The organism is Tardiphaga sp. 172_B4_N1_3, assembly GCF_052076035.1.
Classification (GTDB): Bacteria; Pseudomonadota; Alphaproteobacteria; order Rhizobiales; family Xanthobacteraceae; genus Tardiphaga; species Tardiphaga robiniae.
The window spans coordinates 2,483,205-2,496,134 of sequence record NZ_CP197238.1; the positions used below are offsets into that span (position 1 = coordinate 2,483,205).

The window sequence follows — 12,930 nt, forward strand, 5'->3', positions numbered from 1 at the left end:
CGCTCAACTCATCCTGCGATCCAGAACAACTGCTGCATGGCCTCCTCGCGGTGCGGCCAATACGGCAAGCGCCGAGGCCACCTGAATGGCGACGCCGATGAAAATCGGTGTCGCGTAGCCGCCCGTAAGGTCTCGCAGAAGCCCCATGGTTGCCGGCCCACAGGCATTGATCACGCCGGCAATCCCGATGGACAGCCCGAGCACCACGCTGAACGCGTTCGACGGGAATTCGCGCTGAACGATCAGCGCCGGCAGCGTGATCAGATTGCCCATGGAAAAGCTGAACACCGCGCAGGCAAGGAATAGCCCGGTCGTGCTGGTCGATAACCCCAATACGCTCAGTGCCGCAGCCTGGCTGAGGATCGATACCGCGGCAACGCGGCGTGGGTCGACGCGGTCGGCAACGAGACCAAGCGTAATGCGCCCGACCAGCGACATGGCGGTTGTGAGCGAGACCGCGCCGCCCGCCGACTGAAATCCGATTACCGGCGTCAGGATCGATATCTGATGCACGATGAACGCAACCTGCACCAGGATTGCGAATGCGAATGGTGCGGTCAAGCTCCAGAAGCCGGGATCGCGCAGGAGGTCTGCACGTGACAATGGCGGAGCCGCATGTACAGCTTCGGCAATCCGCCGTTCCCCTGCGCGCGGGAATCGAACCATGATTGCCACGACCGGCACGAACACAATGGCCAACATGGCGGCGGCGATATCCAGCGCGTGACGAAATCCAGTGGCTTCGACCAGCAGGACCAGGCCGGGCATCAACAAGATGCCACTGAACGTCGCCCCGGTGAATGTGAGACTGATCGCCAGGCCGCGCTTGCGGTCGAACCACGCACCGACGATCGCCGCAGCGGTGATCGTCCCGAGGCCGACCCAGGCCAGCGCGAGCACGACAAAGCCCGCATAGAGATGCAGCAGGGAGTCCGCCGAAGCCAGTAATACAAGACCTGTCGCAAGCGCGGCGACGCCCGCAAGGACCAGGCTGCGCGGCCCGATCCAGCGCAACAGATCGCTGACGAACATCGATAGCAGGGAGCCCAGTACGAGACAGAGCGTACTTCCCGTTGCGATTAGCCCGGTCGGCCAATCGTTGAGGCGGCGAAGTTCGGCGACATAGATGCCCTGCCCGTACAGGCCGAAACCGAAGATCGAGATCTGGACCAGAAACAGGGCGGCAACAATCCGCCAGCCCATATAGCGCAACGACGTCTCGTCAGCCGGATCGGTCTCGGCCATCGCATGCGTTTGCATTTCCCCACCGCCGCGCTCAATGCGTCCCCATAGAACGCTACCTATGATTGCGGCGCCATGCCATCGCTGCGTATCGGATGGCAGTCAAGAAATAACGCAGACCGTTACAATCCGTCAGGCGGAGCGTTCGATGAATTCGTCGCCAGCAAACGGTCGCGCACGCGCTCGCGGTGGAATGTGTAGATGCCGGACAACACGATCACGCTTGCGCCGAGCACCATCATGGCGTCGGGCACATCACCGAAGACCAGATAGCCCAGCAGCATCGCGTAGAGCATCTGCGAATAACGCATCGGCGCGACCGACGAGACATCGCCGACGCGCAGCGCGAGGATGACGCACTGGAATCCGATCAGCGTCATCACCGCCGCCAGCGCCAGCAAAGCGAGCGAATGAAACGATAGCGCAGTCCAGTCCCCGTGCAGCAGAGTGAACACTGCCCCTGCCAGCGTCACCGCAACGGCGGTGAGAAAGGTGACGAACAACGTGGGAATTTCGGCCGGGATGCGTTTGGTGACGAGATCGCGCGTGGCGTAGAACAACACCGATAGCAGTGCCACCAAAGTGAACTGGCTGAACCCCTCGGCGCCCGGCCGCACAATGATCAGCACGCCAATGAAGCCCGCAGCAATCGCCAGCCATCGGCGCCACCCCACCGGCTCGCCCAGGATCAGCACGGCGCCGCAGGTCATCACCAGCGGCAGCGATTGAACGATGGCGGTCACATTGGCGAGCGGCAGCGCGCTGACCGCGACCAGGAACAGCGCCGAGCCGCCGATCTCCCCGGAGATACGCAGCGCCACTGACGGCACGAACAGCAGCTGCAGCGGCCGTAGCGCGCCCTGATGCACCGCCAGCGCACCGATCATGACGCTGGCGAACAGCCCGCGCAGCATCATCACCTGGCTGAAATGCATCTGCACGGTCAGAAATTTGGCAATGGCGTCGTTGACGCTGAAGGTTGCCATGGAGACAGCCATCAGCAGGCTGCCGCGCAGATTGGGAGAGAGAGGCAAGATAATCCTGGGTGAGTTACGGTCGGAGCAGACAGGCTCCGAACAGAGCAAGACTCAGGCCAAATGATTGCGCTTCATGTGCACGAAGACGGACGCGCGAGCCAGATGGTTCACGCGTCCCTGCCATTCACTGCGCGCCGGACTGATGGCCCGGCGCCAAGCCTACAACCCATCCGGCGGCATGCTCGGCGCGCTGGCCGCCGGCAACCGGTTGCGAACACGCTCGCGATGGAACGCATAAAGACCGGACAGCACGATCACCGACGCGCCGAGAACCATCGGGCCGTCCGGCACATCGCCGAACACGAGGTAGCCAAGCAACATGGCCCACAGCAGTTGCGAGTACCGGAACGGCGCAACAGCGGAGATATCGCCGGCGCGCAGCGCCAGGATCACACACTGATATCCAATCAGCACCAGCACAGCGGCGAGCAATAACAGCGCCAACGCGCCGTTCGATGGCGGTGTCCAGCCGCCGAGCGGCACCATGATCGCACCGCCGACGATGGCAACGACGCAGGTGGTCAGCAGCGTCACGAACAGCGACGGGATCTCTTTCGGAATCCGGCTGGTGGCGAGGTCGCGGATCGTGCAGAAGCCCACCGAGATCAGCGCCAGCAGCGCGAACTGGTTGAAGCCCTCCACACCAGGCCGCACCACGATCAGCACGCCGATGAAGCCGGCGAGGATCGCGAGCCAGCGCCGCCATCCCACCGGCTCGCCGAAAATCAATGCCGCGCCGAGCGTGATCGCCAGCGGCAGCGACTGGAAGATGGCCGACGTATTGGCGAGCGGCAGATAAGTGATGGATGCAAGGAACGTGACCGTGCCGCCGATCTCACCGAACACCCGCAGCGCCACCGGCAGCCTGAACAGGATGCTCACGGGCCGGAGCGCCCGCTGATAATAGGCAAGCCCGAACACCAAAACGCCGGCGATGATGCCGCGCACCAGCATCACCTGGCCGAAATTCATCTGCGCGGTGAGAAATTTCGTGACGGCGTCATTCAGGCTGAAGCCGGCCATGGCTACAGCCATCAGCACGCTGCCGCGAAGATTGGGAGATAGGGCCATGTGTTGCGCCTTCGCCATCACAACCGGTCCACCGGCACGCTGGACGCCTTGGCGGCCAGCAGCAGTTCGCGATTGTGGATGCGCTCGCGCTGGAAGGCGTACAGGCCGGACGCCACGATGACCGACGCGCCGAAGATCATGGCGCCGTCGGGCCTGTCGCCGAACATCAGATAGCCGAGCAGCATGGCCCAGAGCAGTTGCGTGTAGCGAAACGGCGCCACCGCCGAGATGTCGCCGACGCGCAGCGCCATGATCACGCATTGATAGCCGATCAGCACCAGCACCGCGGCCACTGCCAGCAGCAGGAGCGCTGAAGCCGACGGCTCAACCCAGCCGCCAAGCGGGACCATCAGCCCGCCTCCGACCAGCGTCATCACGACGGTCGTCAGCAGCGTCACGAAGAGCGCAGGAATGTCCGCCGGAATTTTCTTGGTCGCGAGATCGCGTAGCGCATAGAACGCGACTGCACCGAGCGCCAGCAAGGTGAACTGGTTGAAGCCCGCCGCACCGGGCCGCACGATGATCAGCACGCCGGCAAAGCCCACGGTGATCGCCAGCCAGCGACGCCAGCCGACCCGCTCGCCGAGGATCAGCACCGCTCCGAGCGTGATCGCGAGCGGCTGCGACAGAATGATCGCCGCCACATTGGCCAGCGGCAGATGCGTGATGGCTTGCAGAAACAGAACAGTGCCGCCGACCTCGCCTATGATGCGCAACGCCACGGGCGCCGCGAACAGCACACGCAGCGACCGTAGCGCTCCGCGACGCGCGGCCAGTGCGGCAATCAGCAGGCTTGCAACGATGCCGCGTAGCAGCACCAGTTGCCCGAAATTCATCTGCGCCAGCAGGAATTTGGACATCGCGTCGGTGACGCTGAAGCTGGCCATGGCGGCGGCCATCAACAGGCTGCCGTGAAGATTGGGAGAGAGCGCCACGTGCGTTTCCAGGTCGATCGTCGCGGCAGCAATTCCCAGCGGCCGGCCCTTCTTGGCGGGGCGTCTTGAAAGCGATCACAAAGCTGAAGCGATCATGAAAGAGGCGCGATCCCCAGTCGGTCGCGCCTCTTCAATCGTTTATTTCGCGCCCGCGAGCTGTGCGTATTTCCACGACGCCTGCGCCAGCGGCACGGTGCGCTTGGCAGACTCCATCGCCTTGGCTGATGACGCGGTGCCGTCGCGCACGCGGCCGGCAATACCCTGCAGAATGCCGGTGAGCCGGAACAGGTTGTAGCAATAGTACCAGTTGAGATCGGGCACGCTCTTGCGGCCGGCCTTGTCGCAATAGATCTTGGCGGCTTCATCCATGGTCGGGATGTTGAGTGCCTTGAAGTCGAGCCCGTCGAGGCCCGGCATGATCCACTGCATCAAAAGATAGGTGAAGTCGGCCATCGGATCGCCCAATGTCGACAGCTCCCAGTCGAGCACCGCCTGCACCTTCGGCTGCGTCGTATGGAACACCATGTTGTCGATGCGATAGTCGCCATGCACCACCGACACCCGCTCCTGCTCCGGAACGGAGGTCGGCAGCCATTCGATCAGCCGCTCCATTTCCGGAATCAGCTGCGTCTCGGAGGCGCGATACTGCTTGGTCCAGCGATCGACCTGGCGGGAAAAGTAATTGCCGGGACGGCCGAAATCGCCCAGCCCTATTTTCTCGGGATCGTAACTGTGCAGTTGCGCCAGCGTCTCGATCTTCGCCGTGAAGATCGCGCGGCGATCTTCCTTCGGCACCGTCGGCAGCGCCGGATCCCAGAAGATCCGGCCGTCTTCCATCGACATGATGTAGAACGCCGAACCGATGACATTGTCATCGGTGCAGAGCGCATAGGCCTTGGCGACCGGGAAGCCCTGCTTGCCCAATGCCGCGATCACCTTGTATTCGCGATCGACGGCGTGCGCCGATGGCAGAAGCTTGCCGAACGGCTTGCGCCGCATCACGTAGGATTGCTTCGGCGTATTCAGCCGATAGGTCGGGTTGGACTGGCCGCCCTTGAACTGCAGGACGGTCAGCGGCCCTTCATAGCCTTCCACATGCTCGCGCATCCAGGCTTCGAGGCTCATCTCGTCGAAGCGATGCCGCTCCTCCACTGGCCTCGTGCCGTTATACTCGTCGTCGCGCTTCACACCATCGGTCACGTCAGTCTCCGCTTAGCGTTTCTTAGTGCTTTGCCTCATTGGCATACTTGCGCAGTTCGAGCCGCGCAATGGCACGGTTGTGCACCTCGTCCGGACCGTCGGCGAGACGCATGGTGCGCATCGACGCATAGTCACGGGCGAGACCCGCATCGTCGGACACGCCGGCGGCGCCGTAGGCCTGGATCGCGTTGTCGATGATCTTCAGCGCCATGTTCGGGCCGGAGACCTTGATCATCGCGATTTCGAGCTGGGCGGTCTTGTTGCCGACCTTGTCCATCATGTCGGCGGCCTTGAGGCAGAGCAGACGGTTCATCTCGATATCGGTACGGGCTTCAGCGATGCGCTGCTCCCAGATCGAATATTCGATGATCTTCTTGCCGAAGGCGGTGCGCGACGACAGCCGGCGCACCATCTTCTCCAGCGCTTCCTCGGCCTTGCCGATGGTGCGCATGCAATGATGGATGCGGCCCGGACCGAGACGGCCCTGCGCGATCTCGAAGCCGCGGCCTTCGCCGAGCAGGATGTTGCTGGCGGGAACGCGGACATTGTCCAGCTTCACCCGCGCATGGCCATGCGGTGCATCGTCGAAGCCGAACACCGGCAGCATCTTCTCGATCGTCACACCCTTGGCATCGCGCGGCACCAGGATCTGCGACTGCTGCTGGTGCTTCGCCGCGCTCGGATCGGTCTTGCCCATCACGATCATGACGGCGCAGCGCGGATCGCCCATGCCCGACGACCACCACTTGGTGCCGTTGATGACGTATTCGTCGCCGTCACGCTTGATCGAGGTCTCGATATTGGTCGCGTCCGACGATGCGACATCCGGCTCGGTCATCAGGAAGGCGGAGCGTATCTCGCCGTTCATCAGCGGCTTCAGCCACTTCTGCTTATGCTCTTTCGAGCCGTAGCGCATGAACACTTCCATATTGCCGGTGTCAGGCGCCGAGCAGTTGAACACTTCCGAGGCCCAGCCGATATGGCCCATCTGTTCGGCGAGCAGCGCATATTCCAGATTGCTCAGTCCCGCGCCGTGGAATTCGTCGTCTTCATGCGACGACGGCGGCATGAACATGTTCCACAGGCCTTCGGCCTTCGCCTTCTTCTTCAATTCCTCGACGATCGGGATCACCTTCCAGCGCTCGCCCGCTTCGTCCTGCTGACGATAGATCGGCACGGCGGGGCGGACATGCTTGGTCATGAAGGAGGACACGCGCTCGAGCCATTCGCGCTGGCGGTCCGACATATTGAAATCCATGGGGCGATCCTCGCGTTTTTTAGAATTGTTGGCGGCACTGTTGTCCCGTCGCTGGATCACCGCAAGAGCAAAATTGTCTCTGCTGATGCGGCACAGATCCGCGCGGGGGCGATGGCGTTGAGCAGATGCAATATGCCATCAGGCGCACATTGACATTTCCCGACGCTCAAACGATAGTTTCATACACGCGTTTGAAATGCAATGACCCCGATCCGCGCCACTTGCATGGGGCCATGTTGCAAAAGGACCGTTTTGATCAGGACGATCGCATGGCAGCAGACCACACACGGACGGCGATCATCACCGCAGCCGAACGGCTCTATGCCGAACGCGGCTTTGCGGATGTGACCATGCGCGACATCGTGGCGGCGGCGGACGTCAATCTCGCGGCGGTGAATTATCATTTCGGCAGCAAGGACGAGTTGATCGCCGAACTGTTCGTGACGCGCAGCCTCGCCACCAATCGCGAGCGCCTGCGCGAATTGAAGGCGGCGGAGGAAGCCGGCGACGGCCGCGCCGACATCCATGCGATCTTCGCCGCCCTGGTCGGCCCGACGCTGCGCGGTTGCCTCGGCCCCGAGAAACAGCGCTCGGACGCCGCGCGTTTCATGATCCGCGCCTCGATCGAATCCGTGCCGCCGATCCGCAAGATCAAGAACCGCGAGGTCGATCACCTCAAGCGCTTCGCCGCCGCGATGCGCCGGTCCCTGCCCGATCAGGATCCCGCGGATATCTTCTGGGCGCTGCATTTCGCGCTCGCCATGGCGCACCAGACCATCCGCGACAGCGAACGCCTGACGCGTATGTCCGACGGGCTGTGCGACCTCAACGATGTGCAGGCGATCACCGACCGCGTGGTTGCAGTCGCGGTCATGGCGCTGACGGGGAAACCGGCCAAGGCCGCGCAGAAGGAACCGGCCAAAGCGAAAGCGCGCGCCTGAACGGTAAAGCCCGGTTCCCGCTTCAGATTGCGCGTGACGCCCCCGCGATTCGCAGCGTATTCCGGGAGCGGATCGGGACCCCAGCATGAGCGCACAGGACGCCATCGACTTCGTGTCGGACAATATCGCGGAAGTGGGCACGCTGATGCGCTCGCTGTCCGGCCGCTATGAAGGCATCTTCGGCAATCTGCGCGCGGCCTATGGCGTCGCCTTCGAACAGGCGGACAGCATCGCCGACGCCGCCCGCGATGCGACCGCCATTGCGGATGCCGCCACCGCAGCCATTCGCGACAACATCCCGAACCAGCCCGGCAATGCCTGCACCAGCGGCTGCGCGGCCTGTTGTCATCTTTACGTCCAGGTGCCGCCCGGCACCGCGACGGTGATGGCGCAGCATATCGCGGCGCATTTCACGCCCGCCGAACAGGCGGCACTGCGCACCCGCCTCGAAGTCGCCGCGGCTGCCGCACGCGATGCCGCCGACGTCATGAAACTTCGCCTGCGCTGCGCGCTGCTCGGATCCGACAACCGCTGCACGGTCTATGAGGTCCGCCCACTGACCTGCCGCGCCTTCACATCACGTTCAGTGGCGCGCTGCCACGACGTGGTGTTCGGCGATGTACCCGAGGGCACCGGCGTCGAGCAGAACGCCGCGCATTTCCGCATTCACATGGAAGCGACCTTTGCGCTTGAGCAGGCCGCGCGCAATCGCGGACTTCCTGATGCGCAGAAGGGTCTGGCGCAGGCTTTGCTGGACGAGATAGGGACCATCGCTGGGCCTGCACCGGAAGCTAAGCGCCATGCCGGTTCGTGATGGCGCATGCGCGACCCCGCTCACGACCAACAGCCGACATGATCGATGAGTATTTCCGTCCCTTCGTCGCGCGACTCTACGTTCATATCCAGGGGCTGACGCCCTCCCCGCCACCGGCTATCGGCGCCGCGATTTGCGTGAGTGCTGGACTGGCGCAGGCGCAGCCGGCTGCGACACGAGTGAGCCCGATTGGTTTGTGACGTAGCCGCGCGATTCCTGCAGCCGGCGCTGATAGCCCGGCGAGTTCATGAAGCTGCTGCCACCGCCTCGGGCAGATGCCGCGTCAGCGAGCGCGAGTTCAGCAACGGCAGCCAGGATGAGCAGCGCAGCTTTCTTTGACATGATGGTCATAGTTCGAACCTCTCCGACCTGAGCAAGCAGCGCAAGGCAAAATCGTTCCGATAATCACATGGCACATGGAACGAGGCTGCGAGAGCGCACCAGTGTTCCCGATCACCGCACCGTGATCCTCGCCCACGTAATCATCGCGATCCCCGAACGTAACGCTATCGGCACCAAGCCAGAGCGTTACGTGAAAGGACGAAATATGAGAGCGTTTTCTGCTGTAATCACCGGGCTGGGCATTGCCCTTCTGAGTGCAGCCAGCATTTCCGCCGCAAGCGCAGCCGAGACGGTGCGCGTGCGCGGCACGGTCGAGAGTGTCGACGGCGCGAAGCTGACGGTCAAAACCCGCGAGGGCAATTCGACGGCGATCAAGCTGAACGACAACTGGAAAGTCACCGGCGTCGCCAAGGCCTCGCTCAACGACATCAAGCCCGGCGACTTCGTCGGCATCGCCTCGCTGCCCAAATCGCGCGGCGGCGACGGCGCTCTCGAGGTCCTGATCTTCCCGGCGGGCATGAAGGGCACCGGCGAAGGCAGCTATCCCTGGGATCTGAAGCCGAACAGCACCATGACCAACGCCACCGTCACCAACGCCGTCAAGGACGTCGACGGCCGCAACATCACTGTGACCTTTCACGGCAAGGAAAAGACCATCTCGGTCGCGGATGACACGACAGTCGTGACCTTTGCGGCTGCCGCGCAAGGTGAGCTGAAGCCCGGCATGACCGTGTTCGTGCCGTCGCAGAAGGCGGATGACGGAACGCTCTCCACCGGCAACGTGGTCGCCGGCACCAACGGCGTCGTTCCGCCGATGTAGCCCGCGAAGCGCACATTGCGCCGGGGGATCAGTCGAGCGGTTTGTCGTCATCGGTCGGAGGCTCTGCCTCCGGCGAGCAGATGTCGCCGCCGCCGAACTGATCCTCCGGAGCGGGGTGATCTCCGGGAATCGTGAGCGGGTCCGGCTTTTCGCCCGGACCTTCCGGGCCCCGCTCCGCTGGCTTACGAACATTCATGCTGGTGCCTCCCTGTGCAAGCCAACGCGGCCCCGTGCAATCCGTTGCATGGGAGGCGACGTCTGCGTTCTGAATGGGAGCGTCCTAGATCCGCGCCGCGATCAGTTGCCGGATGCGCGGAAGGGACTGGCGCAGGCGTTGCTGGACAAGATGACGGGTTGATACGGGCCCTGCTCGATGCCGGCGTAACGACTGGCCGGAGAGCTATTTACCGCGCATTAAGCATAAACGGCCATCTTCCCATCGAAGCTGCCGACATAGGTGCCTCAGATGATTTCGGAAGCACAAATTTTACGTTTGATTGCCCTGCCACTGGCAGGTTGCGCCTTCCTGATCGCCGTTTATCTCACGACCGGAATCGGCTTGAGATAAAGCAACGCGGAAGCCGAGCAGCGGCTCATCCGGAAGCGGAAGAATGCGCTATCCCGCAACGCCCTGCCTGCGTTGCCTCCCTTGCGCGGCACCGCCAAGGTGGAAGCTTGAAAGCTCAATGTCCGAACGAAAACGCCCTAGATGCGCGCCGCGATCAACTGCCGGATGAACTCCGGCGCCTTCGCGCTGGGCAGCCACCGCGTCACCGCGATCATCTCCGCGTCGCGATCGATCCAGATCATGTTGCCGCCGGCACCAAGCGCATAGACCGCCGTGTCCGGCGCATTCTTGTTGGCATGCGGCCCGCGGTTCAGCCACCACAGGAAGCCGTAATTCGGCTGCTGTGACGACTGCGTCCACATCGCGTCGACCCAGGCCTGCGACAGCAGCCGCTTTCCATTCCAGTCGCCGCCGCGCGCCATCAACAGGCCGAAGCGCGCATGGTCCTCCGCGCCGATGAACATGCCGCCGCCCCAATGGCCGCCGCCCGGCACCGACTGCATCCGCTGGCCATCGATCTCGACGAAGGAATTGTCATAGCCGACCCACTCCCAGTCCTTCGACGCGCCGATCGGATCCATGATGCGCGCACGCAGCACCTCCGGCAGCGGCCGCTTGAACAGACTCAGCAGGCAGAGCGACAGCAGGTTCACGCGCACATCGTTATATTCGTAGAAGCTGCCCGGCGTTTGCCACTCGCGCAGCTCGCCCTTGCGGCTGTTGTCGGCATTCGGCGCGACCAGACGGTTGTGATCGATCTGGTCCGGCTTGCCGAACAACTCGCCGCGCCATTCGCTGGTCTGCTCCAGCAGATGCCGCCAGGTGACCTTGGCGTTGTGCGCATCCGCAAATAGCGGCCCGGGCACGCGCTTGGCTACCGGCTCGTCGATATCCCCGATCAGCCCGTCATCGACCGCGAGGCCCGCCAGCACGGCGAGATAGCTCTTGGCGATGGAGAAGGTCATGTCCGCCCGCGCGATCTCGCCCCACGCCGCCAGCACGCGGCCATTCTGCAGCACCATGCCCGCGGAGCCGCCGCGCTCGCGCACCGGCCCCAGCACCGCGCTCCATGGCCCGGTCTCATTCCAGTCCACATTCGGCGCATAACGACCGTTGTCGTAATAAAAGCCGCGCGGCCACGGCGTTTCATTCGCCTGCGCAAATGCCACGGCTGCAGCGAGCTTGTCCGGCGCGTAGCCGGCCTGCTGCGGATCGATCTTGTCCCAGGCGGCGGCCGCCGGGAAATAACGGGGATCTGTCATGGGGATATCAGGCTCGTTTTGGATGACGCGCCACGGTTATTGACCGGATGGGAGGCGGCGGCAACCGACAGCGGCGCGAGTGAATCTAGCGGAGCGCCGTTGGAGCGGATAGGCGGAATCGCCCCTGGTACTCAGCTTCCGAGCAGCATCACAGATAAACGACCGACGTGTTTATAGACGTCGAGCTGACTGCGTTGTCTTGTCGTCGCGCGATGGGACCGAGGTTACCATTGCATCTCAACGAGTCGTTCGCTCCGTCATTTTCGAATCATCCCTCTTTTCCACAGCCGGATTGCAAGGCCCGGATCGTCGTTCGAACAGATATTTTTCTTCCAATCGCTTCAGGCTGATAGCTGGATTGCGAACGCCACCGGCACGTAGAATTCCACATGATTCGAACCGTTCATCCACAGGTGGAAGAACACTATGCACTCGGATTTGGAAGTGTCGTTGGCTGCGCAGCAACTGCGCAGAATGTGGGAGCATAAGGCTTGGAGCGACCAGCCATTGAGCGCTGGCTGGGATGCCGCGTTCGAGGACTGGATTACAAAATTTGGCTACAGCCGTGTCGCAGACGCAGTGCAAATGGCTGCGGCTCCTCGCTTTTCCGATGATGGCGAGCGGCTGTCTCCAAACATTCGCGACATTCCAAGATTTGCGGCTGTGGAGCACGAAGAAGACCGCGAGCCAGGCATGAAGGACTGCTACTTGGTTCGCGGTCGTATGCGCCAGAAGTTTTATTGCGAAGAACATAACTACGAAGTTCTCACGCTACTAAGGCGAGCGATGCGCGCAGGCGTACCAGCGTCGGCGATGCATCATGCGGTCGATGAGAACACTACGCTCGAGGACTGCTTCCTTTCTATGGGTATAGATCGCACGGAGTTTCGCGTTGCGATGGGACATCCGATCTCCGATCTGCGTTTGAAACCCAGCCAAGTGTTCATTCGCATCGATGATCCGGAATGGCACCTTTGGGATAAATACTTGCGTAAGACGACAGGCAAAGGGGCACCGATCAGCAAGGATGGCGGATGGTACTTCCCCAGCAGAATCCCCCCGACCGATCCGCTACCGAAGAAGGCTAGAAGAAAGAAAGATGACAAAGACTCCCGCAGCTAAAGTAAATAGCCACATTGAGGATTATTTCGAAGAAAGAGCGCGTGCCGGAGACGGTGCATTTGCGATCGCCTACGCGCTGATCGAACTCAAGAATGCGCAAATGCAAACCGCTCGCGCGCTTAACAAGCTCGGCGTGGCTGATGCCTCTACTCCATTTGGTGCTATCGAGCATCTTGCGAAGGAAGTGAAGGACGCAGGTCAAGCCATCGCAGAAATGGGCTCAGTAATCGCGGACGCGATCTCCCAAAGCTCGGAGGACTGACGGTCTCAGCCCGCTCTGCCGCTCATATTGAGCACGTACATTTCTGCTAGCGCGCA

14 protein-coding genes are annotated in these 12,930 nt (G+C 62.5%); 5 read left to right on the plus strand and 9 right to left on the minus strand.

Features of this window, described 5'->3' with window-relative positions:
• Window positions 1–3 precede the first annotated feature (3 nt).
• The 6 genes from AB7783_RS11660 to AB7783_RS11685 form a co-directional block, all read right to left on the minus strand.
• Window positions 4–1,245, minus strand: a complete 1,242-nt coding sequence (locus AB7783_RS11660) for an MFS transporter (protein WP_441277693.1) — start codon at window positions 1,243–1,245, stop codon at window positions 4–6.
• 119 nt (window positions 1,246–1,364) lie between these two features.
• Window positions 1,365–2,276, minus strand: a complete 912-nt coding sequence (locus tag AB7783_RS11665) for a DMT family transporter (protein ID WP_441277694.1) — start codon at window positions 2,274–2,276, stop codon at window positions 1,365–1,367.
• A 162-nt stretch (window positions 2,277–2,438) separates the two neighbouring features.
• Window positions 2,439–3,350 (minus strand): DMT family transporter, encoded by a 912-nt coding sequence (locus AB7783_RS11670; RefSeq protein ID WP_441277695.1) that lies wholly within the window; start codon window positions 3,348–3,350, stop codon window positions 2,439–2,441.
• A gap of 17 nt (window positions 3,351–3,367) precedes the next feature.
• Window positions 3,368–4,285, minus strand: coding sequence for a DMT family transporter (locus tag AB7783_RS11675; RefSeq protein WP_441277696.1), 918 nt, complete (start codon window positions 4,283–4,285; stop codon window positions 3,368–3,370).
• Between the two features lie 138 nt (window positions 4,286–4,423).
• The gene (locus tag AB7783_RS11680; RefSeq protein ID WP_068731551.1) at window positions 4,424–5,485 is read right to left on the minus strand and encodes a phosphotransferase family protein; all 1,062 of its coding nucleotides are present in this window, start codon (window positions 5,483–5,485) and stop codon (window positions 4,424–4,426) included.
• Between the two features lie 22 nt (window positions 5,486–5,507).
• Window positions 5,508–6,743, minus strand: coding sequence for an acyl-CoA dehydrogenase family protein (locus AB7783_RS11685; RefSeq protein ID WP_439077566.1), 1,236 nt, complete (start codon window positions 6,741–6,743; stop codon window positions 5,508–5,510).
• Window positions 6,744–7,012: 269 nt separating this feature from the next.
• Between AB7783_RS11685 and AB7783_RS11690 the strand changes: the two genes are divergently transcribed.
• A complete protein-coding gene (locus tag AB7783_RS11690; RefSeq protein WP_089265633.1) occupies window positions 7,013–7,684 on the plus strand; it encodes a TetR/AcrR family transcriptional regulator in 672 nt (223 codons plus the stop codon).
• Between the two features lie 85 nt (window positions 7,685–7,769).
• Window positions 7,770–8,498, plus strand: a complete 729-nt coding sequence (locus AB7783_RS11695; RefSeq protein WP_441277697.1) for a YkgJ family cysteine cluster protein — start codon at window positions 7,770–7,772, stop codon at window positions 8,496–8,498.
• A 117-nt stretch (window positions 8,499–8,615) separates the two neighbouring features.
• On the opposite strand, the gene AB7783_RS11700 is transcribed toward AB7783_RS11695, so the two are convergent.
• A complete protein-coding gene (locus AB7783_RS11700) occupies window positions 8,616–8,849 on the minus strand; it encodes a hypothetical protein (RefSeq protein WP_093762152.1) in 234 nt (77 codons plus the stop codon).
• A gap of 196 nt (window positions 8,850–9,045) precedes the next feature.
• Here AB7783_RS11700 and AB7783_RS11705 point away from each other — a divergent pair, with 196 nt between their 5' ends.
• Window positions 9,046–9,660, plus strand: a complete 615-nt coding sequence (locus tag AB7783_RS11705) for a hypothetical protein (RefSeq protein WP_441279683.1) — start codon at window positions 9,046–9,048, stop codon at window positions 9,658–9,660.
• A 28-nt stretch (window positions 9,661–9,688) separates the two neighbouring features.
• On the opposite strand, the gene AB7783_RS11710 is transcribed toward AB7783_RS11705, so the two are convergent.
• A complete protein-coding gene (locus AB7783_RS11710; protein WP_439064231.1) occupies window positions 9,689–9,856 on the minus strand; it encodes a hypothetical protein in 168 nt (55 codons plus the stop codon).
• A gap of 509 nt (window positions 9,857–10,365) precedes the next feature.
• Window positions 10,366–11,490, minus strand: a complete 1,125-nt coding sequence (locus tag AB7783_RS11715; RefSeq protein ID WP_441277698.1) for a serine hydrolase domain-containing protein — start codon at window positions 11,488–11,490, stop codon at window positions 10,366–10,368.
• A 426-nt stretch (window positions 11,491–11,916) separates the two neighbouring features.
• Here AB7783_RS11715 and AB7783_RS11720 point away from each other — a divergent pair, with 426 nt between their 5' ends.
• Complete coding sequence (locus tag AB7783_RS11720) at window positions 11,917–12,612, plus strand: hypothetical protein (RefSeq protein WP_441277699.1); 696 nt, start codon at window positions 11,917–11,919, stop codon at window positions 12,610–12,612.
• Window positions 12,590–12,874, plus strand: a complete 285-nt coding sequence (locus tag AB7783_RS11725; protein WP_441277700.1) for a hypothetical protein — start codon at window positions 12,590–12,592, stop codon at window positions 12,872–12,874. Before AB7783_RS11720 ends, AB7783_RS11725 begins: the two co-directional genes overlap by 23 nt.
• The last annotated feature ends 56 nt before the right edge of the window (window positions 12,875–12,930 follow it).

Coding starts and splice junctions, on each gene's coding strand:
- AB7783_RS11725 (WP_441277700.1), top strand. CDS start 12,590: ATGACAAAGACTCCCGCAGCTAAAGTAAATAGCCACATTGAGGATTAT.
- AB7783_RS11710 (WP_439064231.1), bottom strand. CDS start 9,856: ATGAATGTTCGTAAGCCAGCGGAGCGGGGCCCGGAAGGTCCGGGCGAA.
- AB7783_RS11720 (WP_441277699.1), top strand. CDS start 11,917: ATGCACTCGGATTTGGAAGTGTCGTTGGCTGCGCAGCAACTGCGCAGA.
- AB7783_RS11700 (WP_093762152.1), bottom strand. CDS start 8,849: ATGACCATCATGTCAAAGAAAGCTGCGCTGCTCATCCTGGCTGCCGTT.
- AB7783_RS11670 (WP_441277695.1), bottom strand. CDS start 3,350: ATGGCCCTATCTCCCAATCTTCGCGGCAGCGTGCTGATGGCTGTAGCC.
- AB7783_RS11715 (WP_441277698.1), bottom strand. CDS start 11,490: ATGACAGATCCCCGTTATTTCCCGGCGGCCGCCGCCTGGGACAAGATC.
- AB7783_RS11695 (WP_441277697.1), top strand. CDS start 7,770: ATGAGCGCACAGGACGCCATCGACTTCGTGTCGGACAATATCGCGGAA.
- AB7783_RS11690 (WP_089265633.1), top strand. CDS start 7,013: ATGGCAGCAGACCACACACGGACGGCGATCATCACCGCAGCCGAACGG.
- AB7783_RS11660 (WP_441277693.1), bottom strand. CDS start 1,245: ATGGCCGAGACCGATCCGGCTGACGAGACGTCGTTGCGCTATATGGGC.
- AB7783_RS11705 (WP_441279683.1), top strand. CDS start 9,046: ATGAGAGCGTTTTCTGCTGTAATCACCGGGCTGGGCATTGCCCTTCTG.
- AB7783_RS11685 (WP_439077566.1), bottom strand. CDS start 6,743: ATGGATTTCAATATGTCGGACCGCCAGCGCGAATGGCTCGAGCGCGTG.